This window comes from Streptomyces sp. NPDC028419, assembly GCF_055565515.1.
Map to the genome: position 1 here is coordinate 126,706 of NZ_JBVHUE010000020.1, position 20,127 is coordinate 146,832.

17 protein-coding genes are annotated in these 20,127 nt (G+C 71.9%); 16 read left to right on the top strand and 1 reads right to left on the bottom strand.

Annotated features, from left to right (window positions below):
• Nucleotides 1–118 precede the first annotated feature (118 nt).
• Nucleotides 119–619: a transcriptional regulator BldD gene (bldD, locus tag ACZ4UB_RS23505; RefSeq protein WP_283451446.1), complete on the bottom strand. Its 501-nt coding sequence runs from the start codon at nt 617–619 to the stop codon at nt 119–121.
• A gap of 270 nt (nt 620–889) precedes the next feature.
• On the opposite strand from bldD, the gene pyrR reads away from it, so the two are divergent.
• From pyrR to ACZ4UB_RS23585, 16 genes are all read left to right on the top strand, one after another.
• Complete coding sequence (gene pyrR, locus ACZ4UB_RS23510) at nt 890–1,474, top strand: bifunctional pyr operon transcriptional regulator/uracil phosphoribosyltransferase PyrR (RefSeq protein WP_385777475.1); 585 nt, start codon at nt 890–892, stop codon at nt 1,472–1,474.
• Nucleotides 1,475–1,617: 143 nt separating this feature from the next.
• Nucleotides 1,618–2,601: an aspartate carbamoyltransferase catalytic subunit gene (locus tag ACZ4UB_RS23515; RefSeq protein ID WP_354381488.1), complete on the top strand. Its 984-nt coding sequence runs from the start codon at nt 1,618–1,620 to the stop codon at nt 2,599–2,601.
• 2 nt (nt 2,602–2,603) lie between these two features.
• Nucleotides 2,604–3,890, top strand: coding sequence for a dihydroorotase (locus ACZ4UB_RS23520; RefSeq protein ID WP_354381489.1), 1,287 nt, complete (start codon nt 2,604–2,606; stop codon nt 3,888–3,890).
• Complete coding sequence (locus tag ACZ4UB_RS23525; RefSeq protein ID WP_468072821.1) at nt 3,887–4,477, top strand: PH-like domain-containing protein; 591 nt, start codon at nt 3,887–3,889, stop codon at nt 4,475–4,477. Before ACZ4UB_RS23520 ends, ACZ4UB_RS23525 begins: the two co-directional genes overlap by 4 nt.
• A complete protein-coding gene (carA, locus tag ACZ4UB_RS23530; RefSeq protein ID WP_354381491.1) occupies nt 4,474–5,622 on the top strand; it encodes a glutamine-hydrolyzing carbamoyl-phosphate synthase small subunit in 1,149 nt (382 codons plus the stop codon). Before ACZ4UB_RS23525 ends, carA begins: the two co-directional genes overlap by 4 nt.
• Nucleotides 5,615–8,923, top strand: coding sequence for a carbamoyl-phosphate synthase large subunit (gene carB, locus ACZ4UB_RS23535; RefSeq protein WP_468072824.1), 3,309 nt, complete (start codon nt 5,615–5,617; stop codon nt 8,921–8,923). Before carA ends, carB begins: the two co-directional genes overlap by 8 nt.
• Nucleotides 8,924–9,020: 97 nt before the next feature.
• Nucleotides 9,021–10,142 (top strand): quinone-dependent dihydroorotate dehydrogenase, encoded by a 1,122-nt coding sequence (locus ACZ4UB_RS23540; protein ID WP_354381493.1) that lies wholly within the window; start codon nt 9,021–9,023, stop codon nt 10,140–10,142.
• Nucleotides 10,139–10,984: an orotidine-5'-phosphate decarboxylase gene (pyrF, locus tag ACZ4UB_RS23545; protein WP_468072826.1), complete on the top strand. Its 846-nt coding sequence runs from the start codon at nt 10,139–10,141 to the stop codon at nt 10,982–10,984. Before ACZ4UB_RS23540 ends, pyrF begins: the two co-directional genes overlap by 4 nt.
• A 541-nt stretch (nt 10,985–11,525) precedes the next feature.
• Nucleotides 11,526–12,398 carry a dihydroorotate dehydrogenase electron transfer subunit gene (locus ACZ4UB_RS23550; protein WP_468072828.1) on the top strand — a complete coding sequence of 291 codons (873 nt, stop codon included), beginning with the start codon at nt 11,526–11,528 and terminating at the stop codon, nt 12,396–12,398.
• A 17-nt stretch (nt 12,399–12,415) separates the two neighbouring features.
• Entirely contained in the window at nt 12,416–13,351 is a 936-nt protein-coding gene (locus tag ACZ4UB_RS23555; RefSeq protein WP_468072830.1) for a dihydroorotate dehydrogenase, read from the top strand.
• A 244-nt stretch (nt 13,352–13,595) separates the two neighbouring features.
• Nucleotides 13,596–13,919: an integration host factor gene (locus tag ACZ4UB_RS23560; RefSeq protein WP_330329439.1), complete on the top strand. Its 324-nt coding sequence runs from the start codon at nt 13,596–13,598 to the stop codon at nt 13,917–13,919.
• 61 nt (nt 13,920–13,980) lie between these two features.
• On the top strand, nt 13,981–14,544 hold the full coding sequence (gene gmk, locus ACZ4UB_RS23565; protein ID WP_385777498.1) for a guanylate kinase: 564 nt from the start codon (nt 13,981–13,983) through the stop codon (nt 14,542–14,544).
• A gap of 38 nt (nt 14,545–14,582) precedes the next feature.
• Entirely contained in the window at nt 14,583–14,855 is a 273-nt protein-coding gene (gene rpoZ / locus ACZ4UB_RS23570) for a DNA-directed RNA polymerase subunit omega (RefSeq protein ID WP_283451425.1), read from the top strand.
• Nucleotides 14,856–14,972: 117 nt separating this feature from the next.
• Nucleotides 14,973–16,205 carry a bifunctional phosphopantothenoylcysteine decarboxylase/phosphopantothenate--cysteine ligase CoaBC gene (gene coaBC, locus ACZ4UB_RS23575; RefSeq protein ID WP_468072833.1) on the top strand — a complete coding sequence of 411 codons (1,233 nt, stop codon included), beginning with the start codon at nt 14,973–14,975 and terminating at the stop codon, nt 16,203–16,205.
• Between the two features lie 196 nt (nt 16,206–16,401).
• Nucleotides 16,402–17,610, top strand: a complete 1,209-nt coding sequence (metK, locus tag ACZ4UB_RS23580) for a methionine adenosyltransferase (RefSeq protein ID WP_354381498.1) — start codon at nt 16,402–16,404, stop codon at nt 17,608–17,610.
• 115 nt (nt 17,611–17,725) lie between these two features.
• Nucleotides 17,726–19,855: a primosomal protein N' gene (locus ACZ4UB_RS23585; protein WP_468072835.1), complete on the top strand. Its 2,130-nt coding sequence runs from the start codon at nt 17,726–17,728 to the stop codon at nt 19,853–19,855.
• The last annotated feature ends 272 nt before the right edge of the window (nt 19,856–20,127 follow it).

Below are 20,127 nucleotides of genomic sequence, written 5' to 3' on the forward strand. Positions count from 1 at the left end.
GGCAGAAGCGAAGGGGAGGAGAAAACACCAACCCGCCCCCCCCCCCCCCCCCCCCCCCCCCCCCCCCCCCCCCCCCCGGTAACGTTTCTGCTGGGCCCGGGCCCAGAGGTCAGAACGCTCAGATCTCCTCGTGGGTCACCGCGCGGCGGGCGTCCGCGTCCAGCACGCCCCAGCTGATGAGCTGCTCGGTCAGGACCGAGGGGGACTGGTCGTAGATGACCGCGAGGGTGCGCAGGTCGTCCTGGCGGATCGACAGCACCTTGCCGTTGTAGTCGCCGCGCTGGCTCTGGATCGTGGCCGCGTAGCGCTGGAGCGGGCCGGCCTTCTCGGCGGGCACGTGGGCGAGGCGCTCCAGGTCCAGACGGAGCTTCGGCGGCGGCTCGGCCGCTCCGCCCGGGGTGGTGCCCGGCAGGAGCTCCTGCACCGGCACCCCGTAGAAGTCCGCCAGCTCGGCGAGGCGCTGGACGGTCACGGCGCGGTCCCCGCGCTCGTACGACCCGACCACCACGGCCTTCCATCGGCCCTGGGACTTCTCCTCGACACCGTGGAGGGAAAGGCCCTGCTGGGTGCGGATGGCACGGAGCTTGGCCCCGAGCTGCTTGGCGTATTCGCTGGACATAACGCTCCCGGACGCTGTGACGCTGTGATGATATGGACAACGTGCGGCTGCGCCGCGCGGCTGGTAACTCACTGTGAGGTTACGCAGCGTTACTTGGATGCGTCAAGCCGAATGGTCTCCCCGGCCTCCTTTAAGGGGACCTCCGCGACCCGGGTCGGGCGGCCCCGGACGGCCCTGGTACCGTGGAAGCCGTACGACCCGGTTGCCTGCGGCAGCCGGCCAGACGTCCTTTAAGGTCCGTCCCGTGAGGCGGAGAAGGAGGTCCTTTTCATGGACGCTCAGCATGACCGGCACACCGCCGACGGTGCCCGCCCCGTTCTCGAGGCGCAGGACATCGCGCGGGTGCTGACCCGTATCGCCCACGAGATCGTCGAACGCGCCAAGGGCGCCGACGACGTGGTGCTCCTCGGCATTCCGACCCGCGGCGTCTTCCTCGCCCGCCGGCTCGCCGCCAAGCTCGAAGAGATCACCGGCACCAAGGTCCCGGTCGGCTCCCTCGACATCACCATGTACCGCGACGACCTGCGGATGAAGCCCGCCCGGGCGATCGGCCGCACCGAGATCCCCGGTGACGGCATCGACGGCAGGCTCGTGGTCCTCGTCGACGACGTGCTCTTCTCCGGACGCACCATCCGCGCGGCCCTCGACGCCCTCGGCGACATCGGCCGCCCGCGCGCGGTCCAGCTCGCCGTCCTCGTCGACCGCGGCCACCGCGAGCTGCCGATCCGCGCCGACTACGTCGGCAAGAACCTCCCCACTTCGCTGCGGGAGACCGTCATGGTCCAGCTCCAGGAGGAGGACGGCCGCGACGCCGTACTGCTCGGCCAGCGGACCGCCCCGGCAGGCGGGCAGTAGAGCGAACGCGTGAGGGCCCCCGTTCACGGGTGCCCGCGCCGACGCCTGCCCGCGCGGACGCCCGCCCGACCGGCGCCGGTCCGCACGACAGCCTGCCTTCCCGCCCTCCCCAGCCCAGACCCACGGACTCACGGAGCACCCAGATGAAGCGTCACCTCATCTCGGCCGCCGATCTCTCGCGCGACGACGCCGTCCTCATCCTCGACACCGCCGAGGAGATGGCCCGGGTCGCCGACCGGCCGATAAAGAAGCTGCCCACCCTGCGCGGCCTGACCATCTGCAACCTCTTCTTCGAGGACTCGACCCGCACCCGCATCTCCTTCGAGGCCGCCGAGAAGCGCCTCTCCGCCGATGTGATCAACTTCGTGGCCAAGGGATCCAGCGTCTCCAAGGGCGAGTCTCTCAAGGACACCGCCCAGACCCTGGCCGCCATGGGCATCGACGCCGTGGTCATCCGGCACAGCGCCTCCGGGGCCCCGTACCGGCTCGCCACCTCGGGCTGGATCGACGTACCCGTCATCAACGCCGGCGACGGCACCCACCAGCACCCGACCCAGGCCCTGCTGGACGCCTTCACCATGCGCCGCCGCCTGGTCGGCCCCGACGCGCTCGGCCAGGACCTCGCCGGCAAGCGGATCACCCTCGTCGGTGACGTCCTGCACAGCCGGGTCGCCCGCTCCAACGTCGACCTGCTGCACACCCTGGGCGCCCACGTCACCCTGGTGGCCCCGCCCACCCTGATCCCGATCGGCGTCGAGAGCTGGCCCTGCGAGGTCTCGTACGACCTCGACGAGGTGCTGCCGAAGTCCGACGCGGTCATGATGCTGCGTGTGCAGCGAGAGCGGATGAACGCCGCCTTCTTCCCGACCGAGCGCGAGTACTCGCGGCGCTACGGCCTGGACGGCGAGCGCATGGCGAAGATGCCCGGGCACGGCATCGTGATGCACCCCGGCCCGATGGTCCGGGGCATGGAGATCACCGCCGAGGTCGCCGACTCCGACCGCTGCACCGTCGTCGAGCAGGTCGCCAACGGCGTGTCCATCCGCATGGCCGTCCTGTACCTGCTGCTGGGCGGCAACGAGTCCGCCGTCAGCCACGCCCGCCCCGTCGAATCGGAGAGCAAGTAAAGATGAGCAAGATCCTTATTCGTGGCGCGAAGGTGCTCGGCGGCGACGTGCAGGACGTCCTGATCGACGGCGAGACCATCGCCGAGGTCGGTACCGGCATCGACGCGGGCGACGCGACCGTGATCGAGGCCGCCGGCCAGGTCCTGCTCCCCGGCCTGGTCGACCTGCACACCCACCTGCGCGAGCCGGGCCGCGAGGACTCCGAGACCGTCCTCACCGGCACCCGCGCCGCCGCCAGCGGCGGCTACACCGCCGTCTTCGCCATGGCGAACACCTTCCCGGTCGCCGACACCGCCGGCGTCGTCGAGCAGGTCTGGCGCCTGGGCAAGGAATCCGGCTACTGCGACGTGCAGCCCATCGGCGCCGTCACCGTGGGCCTGGAGGGCAAGCAGCTCTCCGAGCTGGGCGCCATGCACGAGTCCGCCGCCCGCGTCACCGTCTTCTCCGACGACGGCAAGTGCGTCGACGACGCGGTGATCATGCGGCGCGCACTGGAGTACGTGAAGGCCTTCGGCGGCGTCGTCGCCCAGCACGCCCAGGAGCCCCGCCTCACCGAGGGCGCCCAGATGAACGAGGGCGTCGTCTCCGCCGAGCTGGGCCTCGGCGGCTGGCCCGCCGTCGCCGAGGAGTCGATCATCGCCCGCGACGTGCTCCTCGCCGAGCACGTCGGTTCCCGCGTGCACATCTGCCACCTCTCGACCGCCGGCTCCGTCGAGATCGTCCGCTGGGCCAAGTCCCGCGGCATCGACGTGACCGCCGAGGTCACCCCGCACCACCTGCTCCTCACCGACGAGCTGGTCCGTTCGTACAACCCCGTCTACAAGGTCAACCCGCCGCTGCGCACCGAGCGCGACGTGCTGGCCCTGCGCGAGGCGCTCGCCGACGGCACGATCGACATCGTCGCCACCGACCACGCCCCGCACCCGCACGAGGACAAGGACTGCGAGTGGGCCGCCGCCGCCATGGGCATGGTGGGCCTGGAGACCGCGCTCTCCGTCGTCCAGCAGACGATGGTCGAGACCGGACTGCTCGACTGGGCGGGCGTCGCCGAGCGGATGTCCTTCGCCCCGGCGCGGATCGGCAGCCTCCAGAACCACGGCCGTCCCGTCTCGGCAGGTGAACCCGCCAACCTGACCTTGGTCGATACCTCGTACCGTGGTGTCGTGGACCCCGCACACTTCGCCTCCCGCAGCCGCAACACGCCTTACCAGGGCCGTGAGCTTCCGGGACGCGTCACTCACACCTTCCTGCGGGGCCGGGCAACGGTCGTGGACGGGAAACTGGCGTGACACCTGCAGTGATCCAACTGGCCGCCGAGGCCGCCGAACGACAGTCGGCGGAGGTGACGGACTGGGACGCGCGCCTCGCGTGGGTCCTCGGTCTGCTCGTCTTCATCGCCTTCGTGTACTGGCTGATGCGGCAGGGCTGGAAGTGGCGCGGCGCACTGCAGAACGACCTGCCGGCGCTGCCCACGACACCGAGCGGCCTGCCCGCGCACCGGCTGGCCCTGACCGGCCGGTACCACGGCTCCACGACCGCCGGGCAGTGGCTCGACCGGATCGTCGCCCACGGCCTCGGCATCCGCAGCCGGGTCGAGCTGACGCTCACCGACACGGGCCTCGACGTGGTCCGTCCGGGTGCCACCGACTTCTTCGTACCGGCCGCGCGACTGCGCGGCGCCCGCCTCGACAAGGGAATCGCGGGCAAGGTACTGACCGAGGGCGGTCTGCTCGTCGTCACCTGGGCGCACGGCGACAAGCTGATCGACTCCGGATTCCGCTCCGACCGGGCGGCCGAGCACGCCGCCTGGGTCGAAGCGATCACCACACTTGTGAACCAGAACTCATCCATCCCGACGGAAGGCGCCGAACGATGACGACCTCCACCAGGGGAGCAGCCAAAGCTCCCGCCGTACTCGTCCTGGAGGACGGCCGCATCTTCCGCGGGCGCGCCTACGGGGCCGTGGGGGAGACCTTCGGCGAAGCCGTGTTCTCCACCGGCATGACCGGCTACCAGGAGACGCTGACCGACCCGTCGTACCACCGCCAGGTCGTCGTGATGACCGCCCCGCACGTGGGCAACACCGGAGTCAACGACGAGGACCCCGAGTCGGCCCGCATCTGGGTCGCCGGATACGTCGTGCGCGACCCCGCCCGCGTCCCCTCCAACTGGCGCTCGCAGCGCTCGCTGGACGAGGAGCTGGTCAAGCAGGGCGTGGTCGGGATCTGCGGCATCGACACCCGCGCCCTCACCCGCCACCTGCGCGAGCGCGGCGCCATGCGCGTCGGCATCTTCTCGGGCGAGGCGCTGGCCGGCGGCGACGACGCGGCCCTGCTGGCCCGCGTCCTCGAAGCCCCGCAGATGAAGGGCGCGAACCTCTCCGCCGAGGTCGCCACCAAGGAGACGTACGTCGTCCCCGCGATCGGCGAGAAGAAGTTCACCGTCGCCGCCGTGGACCTCGGCATCAAGGGCATGACCCCGCACCGGATGGCCGAGCGCGGCATCGAGGTGCACGTGCTGCCCGCCACCGCCACGGTCGAGGACGTCTACGCCGTCGCCCCCGACGGCGTCTTCTTCTCCAACGGCCCGGGCGACCCGGCCACCGCCGACGGTCCCGTCGCCGTCATGCAGGGCGTCCTGGAGCGCAAGACCCCGCTCTTCGGCATCTGCTTCGGCAACCAGATCCTGGGCCGCGCGCTCGGCTTCGGCACCTACAAGCTGAAGTACGGCCACCGCGGCATCAACCAGCCGGTCCAGGACCGCACCACCGGCAAGGTCGAGATCACCGCGCACAACCACGGCTTCGCCGTCGACGCGCCCCTCGACAAGGTCTCGGACACGCCCTACGGCCGCGCCGAGGTCTCCCACGTCTGCCTGAACGACCAGGTCGTCGAGGGCCTCCAGCTGCTCGACCAGCCGGCCTTCAGCGTCCAGTACCACCCGGAGGCGGCAGCCGGCCCGCACGACGCCGCCTACCTCTTCGACCGCTTCGTATCTTTGATGGAGGCCGAGCGTGCCTAAGCGCACCGATATCCAGTCCGTCCTGGTCATCGGCTCCGGCCCGATCGTCATCGGCCAGGCAGCCGAGTTCGACTACTCCGGTACCCAGGCCTGCCGCATCCTCAAGGCCGAAGGCCTGCGGGTCATCCTGGTGAACTCCAACCCGGCGACGATCATGACCGACCCGGAGATCGCCGACGCCACCTACGTCGAGCCGATCACCCCCGAGTTCGTCGAGAAGATCATCGCCAAGGAGCGCCCCGACGCGCTCCTGCCGACCCTCGGCGGCCAGACCGCGCTGAACACCGCCATCTCCATGCACGAGCAGGGAGTGCTGGAGAAGTACGGCGTCGAGCTGATCGGCGCCAACGTCGAGGCCATCAACAAGGGCGAGGACCGCGACCTCTTCAAGGGTGTCGTCGAGGCCGTCAAGGCGAAGATCGGCTACGGCGAGTCCGCCCGCTCGGTCATCTGCCACACGATGGACGACGTCATCGCCGGCGTCGACACCCTCGGCGGCTACCCCGTCGTCGTGCGCCCCTCCTTCACCATGGGCGGCGCCGGCTCCGGCTTCGCCCACGACGAGGACGAGCTGCGCCGCATCGCCGGCCAGGGCCTGATGCTCTCCCCGACCACCGAGGTGCTCCTGGAGGAGTCCATCCTCGGCTGGAAGGAGTACGAGCTGGAGCTGATGCGCGACACCAAGGACAACGTCGTCGTCGTCTGCTCCATCGAGAACTTCGACCCGATGGGCGTCCACACCGGCGACTCGATCACCGTCGCCCCGGCGATGACGCTGACCGACCGCGAGTACCAGCGGCTGCGCGACATCGGCATCGCGATCATCCGCGAGGTCGGCGTCGACACCGGCGGCTGCAACATCCAGTTCGCGATCGACCCCACCGACGGCCGGGTCATCGTCATCGAGATGAACCCGCGCGTCTCGCGCTCCTCGGCGCTCGCGTCGAAGGCCACCGGCTTCCCGATCGCCAAGATCGCGGCCAAGCTGGCCATCGGCTACACGCTCGACGAGGTCCCCAACGACATCACCGAGAAGACCCCGGCCTCCTTCGAGCCGTCCCTCGACTACGTCGTCGTCAAGGCCCCGCGCTTCGCCTTCGAGAAGTTCCCGCACGCCGACTCCACCCTCACCACCACCATGAAGTCGGTGGGCGAGGCCATGGCGATCGGCCGCAACTTCACCGAGGCCCTCCAGAAGGCCCTGCGGTCCCTGGAGAAGAAGGGCTCGCAGTTCACCTTCGTGGGCGAGCCGGGCGACAAGGACGAGCTGCTGCGCACCGCGGTCCGCCCGACCGACGGCCGCATCAACACCGTCATGCAGGCCATCCGCGCCGGCGCCACCCAGGAGGAGGTCTTCGAGTCCACGAAGATCGACCCCTGGTTCGTCGACCAGATGTTCCTCATCAAGGAGATCGCCGACGACCTGGCCGCCGCCGACAAGCTCCACCCCGAGCTGCTCGCCGAGGCCAAGCGGCACGGCTTCTCCGACGCCCAGATCGCCGAGATCCGCGGCCTGCGCGAGGACGTCGTCCGCGAGGTCCGGCACGCGCTCGGCGTCCGCCCGGTCTACAAGACGGTCGACACCTGCGCCGCCGAGTTCGCCGCGAAGACCCCGTACTTCTACTCGTCCTACGACGAGGAGTCCGAGGTCGCCCCCCGCGAGAAGCCCGCGGTGATCATCCTGGGCTCCGGCCCGAACCGCATCGGCCAGGGCATCGAGTTCGACTACTCCTGCGTCCACGCCTCCTTCGCGCTCAGCGACGCCGGCTACGAGACCGTGATGGTCAACTGCAACCCCGAGACCGTCTCGACGGACTACGACACCTCCGACCGCCTGTACTTCGAGCCGCTGACGCTCGAGGACGTGCTGGAGATCGTGCACGCCGAGTCCCTCGCGGGCCCGATCGCCGGCGTCATCGTCCAGCTCGGCGGCCAGACCCCCCTCGGTCTCGCCCAGGCGCTCAAGGACAACGGCGTCCCCGTCGTCGGCACCTCGCCCGAGGCGATCCACGCCGCCGAGGACCGCGGCGCCTTCGGCCAGGTCCTGGCCGAGGCCGGGCTGCCCGCCCCCAAGCACGGCACCGCGACCACCTTCAAGGGCGCCAAGGCCATCGCCGACGAGATCGGCTACCCCGTCCTCGTACGCCCCTCGTACGTGCTCGGCGGCCGCGGCATGGAGATCGTCTACGACGAGACCCGCCTGGAGTCGTACATCGCCGAGTCCACCGAGATCAGCCCCACCCGGCCGGTCCTGGTCGACCGCTTCCTCGACGACGCCATCGAGATCGATGTCGACGCCCTCTACGACGGCACCGAGCTCTACCTCGGCGGCGTCATGGAGCACATCGAGGAAGCCGGGATCCACTCCGGCGACTCCGCCTGCGCCCTGCCCCCGATCACCCTCGGCGGCTACGACATCAAGCGGCTGCGCGCCTCCACCGAGGCCATCGCCAAGGGCGTCGGCGTGCGCGGCCTGATCAACATCCAGTTCGCGATGGCGGGTGACATCCTCTACGTCCTGGAGGCCAACCCGCGCGCCTCGCGCACCGTCCCCTTCACCTCGAAGGCGACCGCGGTGCCGCTGGCCAAGGCCGCCGCGCGCATCTCGCTCGGCACCACCATCGCCGAGCTGCGCGCCGAGGGCCTGCTGCCGAAGACCGGCGACGGCGGCACCCTGCCGCTCGACGCGCCGATCTCGGTGAAGGAAGCCGTCATGCCGTGGTCGCGCTTCCGCGACATCCACGGTCGCGGCGTCGACACGGTCCTCGGCCCGGAGATGCGCTCGACCGGTGAGGTCATGGGCATCGACTCGGTCTTCGGCACGGCGTACGCCAAGTCGCAGGCCGGTGCCTACGGCCCGCTGCCCACCAAGGGCCGCGCCTTCATCTCCGTCGCCAACCGCGACAAGCGCTCGATGATCTTCCCGGCCCGCGAGCTGGTCGCCCACGGCTTCGAGCTGTTGGCCACCTCCGGCACCGCCGAGGTGCTGCGCCGCAACGGCATCAACGCCACCGTGGTGCGCAAGCTCAGCGAGGGCGAAGGCCCGAACGGCGAGAAGACGATCGTCCAGCTCATCCACGACGGTGACGTCGACCTGATCGTCAACACCCCGTACGGCACCGGCGGCCGCCTCGACGGCTACGAGATCCGTACGGCCGCCGTGGCGCGCAGCGTCCCGTGCCTGACCACGGTCCAGGCGCTCGCCGCCGCCGTCCAGGGCATCGAGGCGCTGGGCCACGGCGAGGTGGGCGTCCGCTCGCTCCAGGAGCACGCGGAGCACCTGACCGCGGCCCGCGACTAGCAGCACCTACACGCCCGGACAGGGGAGGGGGACACCGGACGCGCCGCACGCGCGCCGGGTGTCCCCCTCTTCATGAGCGCAGAAGGATCCTCACCCCGTGTACAAACTCTTCTTCAACCTGGTCTTCAAGCGGATGGACCCCGAGCAGGCCCACTACATGGCCTTCCGGTGGATCCGCCTCGCCGCCCGCACCCCGGTCCTGCGCACCTTCGCCGCGGCCGCCCTCGCCCCCCGCTTCACGGAGCTGCGCACCGAGGCCCTCGGCCTGCGGATGCACGGCCCCTTCGGCCTCGCCGCCGGTTTCGACAAGAACGCCGTGGCCATCGACGGCATGTCGATGCTCGGCTTCGACCACATCGAGATCGGCACGGTCACCGCCGAACCGCAGCCCGGCAACCCCAAGAAGCGGCTGTTCCGGCTGGTCGCCGACCGTGCGCTGATCAACCGCATGGGCTTCAACAACGAGGGCTCGGCCGCCGTCGCCGAGCGCCTCGCGAACCGACGCCCGGTCTTCAGGACCGTCGTCGGCGTCAACATCGGCAAGACGAAGGTCGTGCCCGAGGAGGAGGCCGTGGCGGACTACGTCGCCTCCACCGAGCGGCTCGCCCGCCACGCCGACTACCTCGTCGTGAACGTCTCCTCGCCGAACACCCCGGGCCTGCGCAACCTGCAGGCGACGGAGTCGCTGAGGCCGCTGCTGAGCGCCGTGCGCGAGGCCGCCGACCGCACGGTGACCGACCGCCGGGTCCCGCTGCTCGTCAAGATCGCCCCCGACCTCGCCGACGAGGACGTCGACGCGGTCGCCGACCTGGCCCTGGAGCTGGGGCTGGACGGCATCATCGCGACGAACACCACGATCGCCCGCGAGGGCCTCGGCCTGAAGTCGGCGCCCGAGCTGGTCAAGGAGACCGGCGGCCTGTCCGGCGCCCCGGTGAAGGCGCGCTCCCTGGAGGTCCTGCGCCGCCTGTACGCCCGCGTGGGCGACCGGATCGTCCTGGTGGGCGTCGGGGGCATCGAGAACGCCGAGGACGCCTGGCAGCGGATCCTCGCGGGCGCCACCCTCGTCCAGGGGTACAGCGCCTTCATCTACGAGGGCCCCTTCTACGCCCGCGCCATCCACAAGGGCCTCGCCGCGCGGCTGGCCAACAGCCCGTACGCGACCCTCGCCGAGGCCGTCGGCGCCGAAACCCGAGCCGAAACCCGAAAGGCCGCCAAGTGACCGTGACCGTGACCCCCTTCGGCACCCGCCTGCGCGCGGCGATGGACTCCCGCGGCCCGCTGTGCGTCGGCATCGACCCGCACGCGGAGCTGCTGGCCTCCTGGGGCCTGAACGACGACATCGCGGGCCTGGAGCGGTTCTCGCGGACCGTCGTGGAGGCGCTGGCCGACCAGGTGGCCGTCTTCAAGCCGCAGGCCGCCTTCTTCGAGCGCTTCGGCTCCCGGGGCATCGCGGTGCTGGAGCGGACCGTCGCGGACGCGCGGGCCGCCGGCACGCTGGTGGTCATGGACGCCAAGCGCGGGGACATCGGCTCGACGATGGCCGCGTACGCGCAGACCTTCCTCGACCCGGCCTCGCCGCTCTTCTCCGACGCGCTGACGGTCTCGCCGTACCTCGGCTACGGCTCGCTGCGGCCGGCGGTGGAGCTGGCGCGGGCGTCGGGGGCGGGGCTCTTCGTGCTGGCCCTGACCTCCAACCCGGAGGGGGCGGAGGTCCAGCGGGCCGTGCGCGAGGACGGGCGGAGCGTCGGGGCGACGATGCTGGCGCACCTGGCCGCGGAGAACGCGGGCGCGGAGCCGATGGGGTCCTTCGGAGCGGTGGTGGGTGCCACGCTCGGGGACCTGTCCTCCTTCGACCTGGACATCAACGGGCCGCTGCTGGCGCCGGGGATCGGGGCGCAGGGGGCCACGGCGGCCGACCTGCCGGGGGTCTTCGGGGCGGCCGTCCGCAACGTCGTGCCGAACGTTTCGCGCGGCGTCCTGCGGCACGGTCCCGACGCGGCGGCCCTGCGCGCCTCCGCCCGCACCTTCGCCGAAGAAATCCGCACGGCCGCAGCCTCCTGACCACCCCTGTCGGCCCCGCCAGATGCGCTGCGTTCGCCCACGGGGCCGTGTGGGTCCGGCGGTGGCCGGGGTGCCTCCGGCGGCGCCTCAATCGCCGGCGGGGCTTGTGGGGGCGGCGCCGGGCTTCGTCCTTTCAGCCTCGCTGGCTGGGCTTGTGGGGGGCGGCGCCGGGGTCCGCTGATTCAGCCTCGCCGGCGTTTGAGGCGCCCCCGGAGGGCAGAGGGGCTGCGGTCGGCCACGGGCTGTGTGGGTCCGGCGGTGGCCGGGGTGCCTCCGGCGGCGCCTCAAACGCCGGCGGGGCTTGTGGGGGCGGCGCCGGGGTTCGGCCTTCCAGCCTCGTTGGCTGGGCTTGTGGGGGGCGGGGCCGGGGTTCGCCGATTTGGCCTCGTCGGCGTTGGAGGCGGCCCCGGAGGGTGGGGGCCGGTTGGGTCCAATGGATGGTGGGGTGGGGGCCTTGGGCCCGGGGTGTGTGGGGGGTGGGGCGGCGATCATGGGGGTGGGGGGAGACCGTCGTCCCACCCCGTGATCGGAGCGCCGCCGCGTGCCCCCTGTCCAGACCGTCGCCACCATCCGGCGGATCGAGCCCGTGGGCGCCTACCACCGGCTGACCCTCCACGCCCCCGCCGCCGCCGAGGCCGACGTACGGCCCGGCCACTTCGGGGCCCTCGCCATCGGCGGCCGCGAGGGCGCCATGCTGCTGCGACGGGCCTTCTCCATCCACCGCGCCGACCCGGCCACCGGCACCGTCGAGTTCGTCTTCGCCGAGCGCGGCAAGGGCACCCGCGCCCTCGCCCGGCACCGCCCCGGGGACACGGTGGACCTCATCGCCCCCCTCGGCACGCCCTTCCCGCTCCCCGAGGGCCCGGTCAGCGCCGTCCTGGCCGCCGGAGGCTACGGCAGCGCCCCGCTGTTCTCCCTGGCCGAGACGATCCTCGGCCGCGGCGGCCGGGTCTCCTTCGTGCTCGGCGCGGCCACCGCGGACCGACTCTTCGGCGTGGAGCGCGCCCGTACCCTCGGCGAGCAGGTCTTCGTCGTCACCGACGACGGCTCGGCCGGCCGCCGCGGCCGGGTCACGGACCCGCTGGCGGAGGCGATCGCCGGGATCGGCGCCACCGAGGTGCACTCCTGCGGCCCCATGGGCATGCTGCGCGCCGTCACCGAGGTCGCCGCCGCCGCGGGCGCCCGCAGCCACACCGCCGTCGAGGAGGCCATGGCCTGCGGGATCGGCATCTGCATGTCCTGCGTCCTGCCGGTCACCGGCGCCGACGGCGTGACCCGCTTCCTGCGCTCCTGCACCGACGGCCCGGTCTTCGACGGGACCACGGTCCGCTGGGACCGGGCGGGCACGCTCCCGCCCGATCTCGAAGGCGCCGCCGCCATGGCTCCGCGACCACGCGGGGAGAGCGCCCGATGAGGCCCGAGGAAGTCGACATGTCGGCACCGCTGGGTGCCCACCGCACCCTGCCCAACCCGGTCTCCACCGCCTCGGGATGCGCCGGGTACGGCCGTGAACTGCACCGCTTCGTCCCCCTCGACGCGCTGGGCACGATCACCACCAAGACCGTGATGCCGCAGGTCCGCTCCGGCCGGCCCACGCCCCGCATGGCGGAGACCCCCAGCGGGATGCTGAATTCCATCGGCCTCCAGGGCTGCGGCATCGACCGCTTCGTCGAGCACGAACTGCCCTGGCTCGCCGAGCGCGGCGCGCGGGTGGTCGTATCGATCGCGGGGGAGCACGCGGGGGAGTTCGCCGAGGTCGCCGCGCGGCTGACCGGGCGGCCCGGGGTGGTCGGGATCGAGGTGAACATCTCCTGCCCCAACGTCGCGAGCCGCGGCCTGGTCTTCGGCTGCGACCCGCGGGCCTCCCACGAGGTGGTCGCGGCGGTCCGGGCCGCGGCCGACCCGGCGCTGCCGGTGTACGCCAAGCTCACTCCCGACGTGACGCGGATCACGGACGTCGCCGCCGCGTGCGTCGACGCCGGCGCGGACGGGCTCTCGATGATCAACACCGTGCTCGGCATGGCCGTCGACGTCGACACGATGCGCCCCGCCCTCGCCGCGGCCACCGGCGGCCTGTCCGGCCCGGCGATCCGCCCCGTGGCGGTCCGCTGCGTCTTCCAGGTGTACGCGGCCATGCTGGCCGGCCGGGTGCGCGAGGTGCCGATCCTCGGCATGGGCGGGATCGCCGACGGTCGCGATGCCCTGGAGTTCGTCCTGGCGGGTGCGTCGGGGGTCGCGGTCGGCACCGCCCTGTTCAACGACCCGTCCGCACCGCTGCGGATCATCGAGGAGCTGCGCGCGGCCCTCGCGGCCCGCGGGATCGGCTCGTTCGCCTCCGCCGTGGGGCTGGCTCATCGGACCACATGACTAATTCGTACGGCCTCCACCGGACAAAACCGGGGTGCTTTGTCCGTGATGTACGGTTCAGTGGAGGCTGACCAGGACTTTTCGTCCGTTCTCGCTGACTAGAGCGGCCTTGGCCGCTAGTCTCCGACCAGAGTGAACGAACGGCGGACCTGCTGGACCGTTGTTCGTGGGGCTCGCCTGGTGAGGTGCCTTGTGTTCCCCACCGGTCCGTATCCGACAGTTCGACATCCGAGGTGACGTAGGCGTGGCTCTTCCGCCCCTTACCCCTGAACAGCGCGCAGCCGCGCTCGAAAAGGCCGCCGCGGCTCGCCGGGAGCGGGCCGAGGTGAAGAATCGACTCAAGCACTCCGGTGCATCCCTGCACGAAGTCATCAAGCAGGGACAGGAGAACGATGTCATCGGCAAGATGAAGGTGTCCGCTCTCCTGGAGTCTCTGCCGGGCGTGGGCAAGGTCCGCGCCAAGCAGCTCATGGAGCGCCTCGGCATTTCCGAGTCCCGGCGTGTCCGAGGTCTCGGTTCCAACCAGATCGCTTCCCTGGAGCGCGAGTTCGGCGGTAGCGGCGCCTGAGGCGTCGCCCGAAGTTCTTCCGGTGTTCTCAGGCAGTCCTGAGAGCCTGGATAATCGCTCTATGGCAGCAGAGGTACGTCCGCGGCTGACCGTGCTCTCCGGCCCCTCAGGGGTCGGCAAGAGCACGGTCGTCGCGCATATGCGCAAGGTCCACCCCGAGGTATGGCTCTCGGTCTCGGCCACCACCCGCAAGCCGCGGCCCGGTGAGCGTCACGGAGTCCACTACTTCTTCGTCACAGACGACGAGTTCGACAAGCTGATCGCCAACGGCGAGCTGCTGGAGTGGGCCGAGTTCGCGGGCAACCGCTACGGCACACCGCGCGGCGCGGTGCTGGAACGCCTGGACAACGGCGAGCCGGTCCTGCTGGAGATCGACCTGCAGGGCGCCCGGCTCGTCCGCGAGTCGATGGCCGAGGCCCAGCTGGTCTTCCTCGCTCCCCCCAGCTGGGAGGAGCTGGTCCGCCGCCTCACCGGCCGCGGCACCGAATCGGCCGAGGTCATCGAACGCCGACTGGCCGCGGCGAAGATCGAACTCGCGGCCGAGTCCGAGTTCGACACCACGCTTGTCAATACCTCCGTCGAAGACGTGGCGCGCGAGCTGCTAGCCTTGGTGGCAGTTGTTTGATCGTAGTTCGATCATTACCCATCTTCGGAAGGTAGAGCGTGTCCTCTTCCATGTCTGCGCCCGAGGGCATCATCAACCCGCCGATCGACGAGCTGCTCGAGGCCACCGACTCGAAGTACAGCCTCGTGATCTACGCGGCCAAGCGTGCCCGTCAGATCAACGCGTACTACTCGCAGCTCGGTGAGGGCCTGCTGGAGTACGTCGGCCCCCTGGTGGACACCCACGTCCACGAGAAGCCCCTTTCGATCGCGCTGCGCGAGATCAACGCGGGTCTGCTGACCTCCGAGGCCATCGAGGCCCCGGCCACCTAAGCGGCACGCGACATCATTTTTGCCACCACAGGCCCGGTAGACCGACTGCCGGGCCTGTGGTGTGTCATGTGTGGGATGTGACGTGCGTCAGGCAGCGTCAGGGCAAAGGAGCGCGCAGTGGACAAGCCGAAGGTGGTTCTCGGGGTCAGCGGCGGAATCGCCGCCTACAAGGCGTGCGAGTTGCTGCGCCGGCTGACCGAGTCCGGGCACGACGTCCGCGTGGTGCCCACCGAGGCCTCGCTGAACTTCGTGGGCGAAGCCACCTGGGCCGCCCTCTCCGGAAACCCCGCCTCCACCCGGGTCTGGGAGAGCGTGCACGAGGTGCCCCACGTGCGGATCGGCCAGGGCGCCGACCTCGTCGTGGTCGCCCCCGCCACCGCCGACATGTTGGCCAAGGCCGCCCACGGCCTCGCCGACGACCTGCTCACCAACACCTTGCTCACCGCCCGCTGTCCGGTGGTCTTCGCGCCCGCCATGCACACCGAGATGTGGGAGCACCCCGCCACCCAGGAGAACGTGGCCACGCTGCGCCGCCGGGGCGCCGTGGTGATCGAGCCCGCCGTCGGTCGGCTCACCGGCAAGGACACCGGCAAGGGACGGCTGCCCGACCCCGAGGAGATCTTCGAGGTGTGCCGGCACGTCCTGCGCGGCCGGGGCCGCGCCGGCGGAGCCGACCTGGCCGGCCGGCACGTGGTGATCAGTGCGGGCGGCACGCGCGAGCCGCTGGACCCGGTCCGTTTCCTCGGCAACCGCTCCTCCGGCAAGCAGGGCTACGCCCTCGCCCGGACGGCCGTCGCGCGCGGGGCCCGGGTGACCCTCGTCGCCGCCAACGCCGCGCTGGCCGATCCGGCCGGGGTGGACGTCGTACGGGTGGGGACCGCGCTGCAGCTGCGGGAGGCCGTCCTCAAGGCGGCCGCCGAGGCCGACGCGGTGGTGATGGCCGCCGCGGTGGCCGATTTCCGGCCCGCCTCCTACGCCGAGGGCAAGATCAAGAAGCAGGACGGTCAGGAGCCCGCGCCGGTCGCCCTCGTGCGCAATCCTGACGTACTCGCAGAACTATCTTCCGCGCGTTCCGCGCCCGGTCAGGTCGTCGTCGGCTTCGCCGCCGAGACCGACGACGTCCTCGCCAACGGGCGCGCGAAACTCCTCCGCAAGGGCTGTGACCTCCTCGTCGTCAACGAGGTCGGCGAGGCCAAGACCTTCGGATCCGAGGAGAATGAGGCTGTGATCCTTGCCTCTGATGGATCTGAGGTTCCTGTGGCCCATGGTCCGAAGGAATTCCTGGCCGATGCCATCTGGGACCAGGTGGTGCCCCGGCTCGCGCCCCCGGTCGTCCTCCGGCGCGCCTGAAAAACGGACCTTTTCTCCGGCTGTCCGATGGGACAAGATGGAGTGCCGCAGGTCACGCGCCTCCCACAGGGCGAGACGGGTGGTCCGGTAAACGGTGGCGACCGATAAACTGCACCAGGAACACGGCCAGGCGCAGCTCCCGGTAGTGTTCCGCCAATTGATTCAGCCAGCAGCCGCTGCAACCCCAGGGAGCGATGTGTCCCGCCGCCTCTTCACCTCGGAGTCCGTTACCGAGGGCCACCCCGACAAGATCGCTGACCAGATCAGCGACACCATCCTCGACGCCCTGCTCAGGGAAGACCCCACCTCGCGCGTCGCGGTGGAGACCCTGATCACCACCGGTCTCGTGCACATCGCCGGCGAGGTGACGACGAAGGCCTACGCGCCGATCGCCCAGCTCGTCCGCGAGAAGATCCTCGAGATCGGCTACGACTCCTCGAAGAAGGGCTTCGACGGCGCCTCCTGCGGCGTCTCGGTGTCCATCGGCGCGCAGTCCCCGGACATCGCGCAGGGCGTCGACACCGCGTACGAGAGCCGGGTCGAGGGCGACGAGGACGAGCTGGACAAGCAGGGCGCGGGCGACCAGGGCCTGATGTTCGGCTACGCCTGCGACGAGACCCCCGAGCTGATGCCGCTGCCGATCCACATCGCGCACAAGCTCTCGCGTCGCCTGTCCGAGGTCCGCAAGAACGGGACCATCCCGTACCTGCGTCCCGACGGCAAGACCCAGGTCACCATCGAGTACGACGGTGACAAGGCCGTCCGCCTCGACACCGTCGTCGTGTCCTCGCAGCACGCCTCGGACATCGACCTCGACTCGCTGCTCGCTCCCGACATCCGCGAGTTCGTCGTCGAGTACGTCCTCAAGCAGCTCGTCGAGGACGGCATCAAGCTGGACACCGAGGGCTACCGCCTGCTGGTCAACCCGACCGGGCGCTTCGAGATCGGCGGCCCGATGGGCGACGCCGGCCTCACCGGCCGCAAGATCATCATCGACACCTACGGCGGCATGGCCCGCCACGGTGGCGGCGCCTTCTCCGGCAAGGACCCGTCCAAGGTCGACCGCAGCGCCGCCTACGCGATGCGCTGGGTCGCGAAGAACGTCGTCGCCGCCGGTCTGGCCTCGCGCTGCGAGGTCCAGGTCGCCTACGCGATCGGCAAGGCCGAGCCCGTCGGCCTCTTCGTCGAGACCTTCGGCACCGCCAAGGTCGAGGTGCAGAAGATCGAGGACGCGATCGCCCAGGTCTTCGACCTGCGTCCGGCCGCGATCATCCGCGACCTCGACCTGCTGCGCCCGATCTACGCGCAGACCGCCGCCTACGGCCACTTCGGCCGTGAGCTGCCGGACTTCACCTGGGAGCGCACCGACCGCGTCGACGCACTGCGCGCCGCCGCCGGTCTGTAAGTCCCCACCCGCTCCACCGCGTACGGCCCCGGACCCCACGGTCCGGGGCCGTACGCCGTCGCGGCCGGCTCCGGTTCCCGGTCCGCCGGCCGTCGTGGCCCTCGCTGTCGGTGCCATGGGTGAGAATTCCGGTGTGAGCAGCCAGAACGAACCGGACACCGGTGGAGCGCCGGAGCAGCTCGCGCTGATGCGGGAGATGGTCGCCGAGGCGAAGGCCAAGGCGCCCAAGGCCAAGCCGCGCACCTGGCGCGGTGCCGCGCTGGCCCAAGACCTGCCCGTCGCGCGGATCCTCGTGAACAAGGGCGTGCTCCACCTCGACCAGCTCTGGGACTACGCCGTCCCCGAGGAGCTGTCGCAGGCCGCGCAGCCCGGGGTCCGGGTCCGGGTCCGCTTCGGCGCCGGCTCCCACCAGGTGCACGGCGGCCGCCGCGAGGGCGGCGGCCTGATCGACGGGTTCGTCGTCGAGCGGCGCGCCGACACCGACTACAACGGCCCGCTCGCGGCCCTCGCCCAGGTCGTCTCGCCCGAGGTGGTCCTCGACCCGCGCATGCTCGCCCTCGCGCGGGCCGTCGCCGACCGGTACGCGGGCAGCCTGGCCGACGTCCTCCAGCTCGCCCTCCCGCCCCGCAACGCGCGCGCCGAGGCCAAGCCCTCGCCCGAGCCGCTGCCCGCGCCCGCCGCGCCCGAGCCCGGCGGCTGGGGGCGTTATCCGGCGGGCCCCGGCTTCCTCCGGGCGCTGGCGGGCGGCGCCGATCCGCGCGCGGTGTGGACCGCCCTGCCCGGACCCGGCTGGGCCGACGAGCTGGCCCGGGCCATGGCCGCCACCCTCGCCTCCGGGCGCGGCGCGCTGGCCGTGCTGCCCGACGGGCGCACCGCGGCGCGGGTGGACGCGGCCCTGACCGCGCTGCTGGGGGAGGGGCGGCACGCCCTGCTGACCGCCGAATCCGGCCCCGAGAAGCGCTACCGGCAGTGGCTCGCCGTCCACCGAGGCTCGGTGAAGGCCGTGATCGGCACCCGGGCCGCGATGTTCGCGCCGGTCCGGGACCTCGGCCTGGTGGCGATCTGGGACGACGGCGACTCCAGCCACGGCGATGACCACGCCCCCTTCCCGCACGTGCGGGAGGTGCTCGAACTCCGCGCGGTCACCGACGGCTGCGGCTTCCTCGTCGGCAGCACCAGCTGCACCGTGGAGGCCGCCCAGCTGGTCGAGTCCGGCTGGGCCCGGCCGCTGGCCGCCGACCGGGAGCGGGTACGGGAGTGCGCGCCCCGGATCCGGACCGTGGGCGACGAACTGCTGGCCCGGGACGAGGCCGCGCGGGCCGCCCGACTGCCGAGCCTGGCCTGGGAGACCGTACGGGAGGGCCTCAAGAGCGGGCCGGTGCTCGTCCAGGTCCCGCGGCGCGGGTACGTGCCCCGGCTCGCGTGCGAGCGGTGCCGGACCCCGGCGCGCTGCCGGGCGTGCGCGGGGCCGCTGGAGGCGCCCGACGAGCGGGAGCTGCACTGCGGGTGGTGCGGGCGGGGGGAGTCCTCCTGGCACTGCGAGGAGTGCGGGGCCGTGCGGCTGCGGGCCCAGGTGGTCGGCGCCCGGCGGACGGCGGAGGAGCTGGGCCGGGCGTTCCCCGCGGTCCCGGTGCGGACCTCCGGGCGGGACCACGTGTTGGACTCGGTGCCCGACCGGCCCGCGCTGATCGTGTGCACGCCGGGTGCGGAGCCGGTGGCGGAGGGGACCGGCTACGCGGCGGGGCTGCTGCTGGACGGCTGGGCCATGTTGTCGCGGCCCGACCTGCGGGCCGGGGAGGAGGCGCTGCGGCGCTGGATCGCGGCCGCGTCGCTGGTCCGGGGGGACGGGCAGGTGGTCGTGGTCGCCGAGCCGACGCTGCGGCCGGTGCAGGCGCTGGTGCGGTGGGATCCCGTGGGGCACGCGGTGCGGGAGTTGGCCGAGCGGGCGCAGCTCGGCTTTCCGCCGGTCTCGCGGATGGCCGCGGTGGCGGGGCGGCGGGAGGCGCTGGAGGCGTTCTTGGCGGATGCCGGGTTGCCGGCCGATGCGGAGGTGTTGGGGCCGGTGCCGGTGCAGGGGCGGCGGGGGGAGCCCTCGCCCGGGGAGCGGGCGTTGGTTCGGGTGCCGCCGGGTAGTGGGGCGGCCTTGGCCGCTGCGCTCAAGGGGGCGCAGGCGGCGCGGATGGCGCGGGGGGTTTCGGTGGCGGATGCGATCCGGGTGCGGATCGATCCGCCGGACATCGGCTGAGGCGGCCCGCGGCCCCTCCGGGGGCGCCCCGATCGAGTTCAGCCTGCCCGGCGTTTGAGGGCCTGCCGGAGGTGGTTGTGTGGCTGCCGGCTCGGTGGGCCCTCCGGGGGCGCCTCAAACGCCGGCGGGGCTGGAATGGCCGGGCCGGCTGGATTGGCCGGGGCTGGCAGTTGAGCCTGCCCGGCGTTTGAGGGCCTGCCGGAGGTGGTTGTGTGGCTGCCGGCTCGGTGGGCCCTCCGGGGGCGCCTCAAACGCCGGCGGGGCTGGAACGG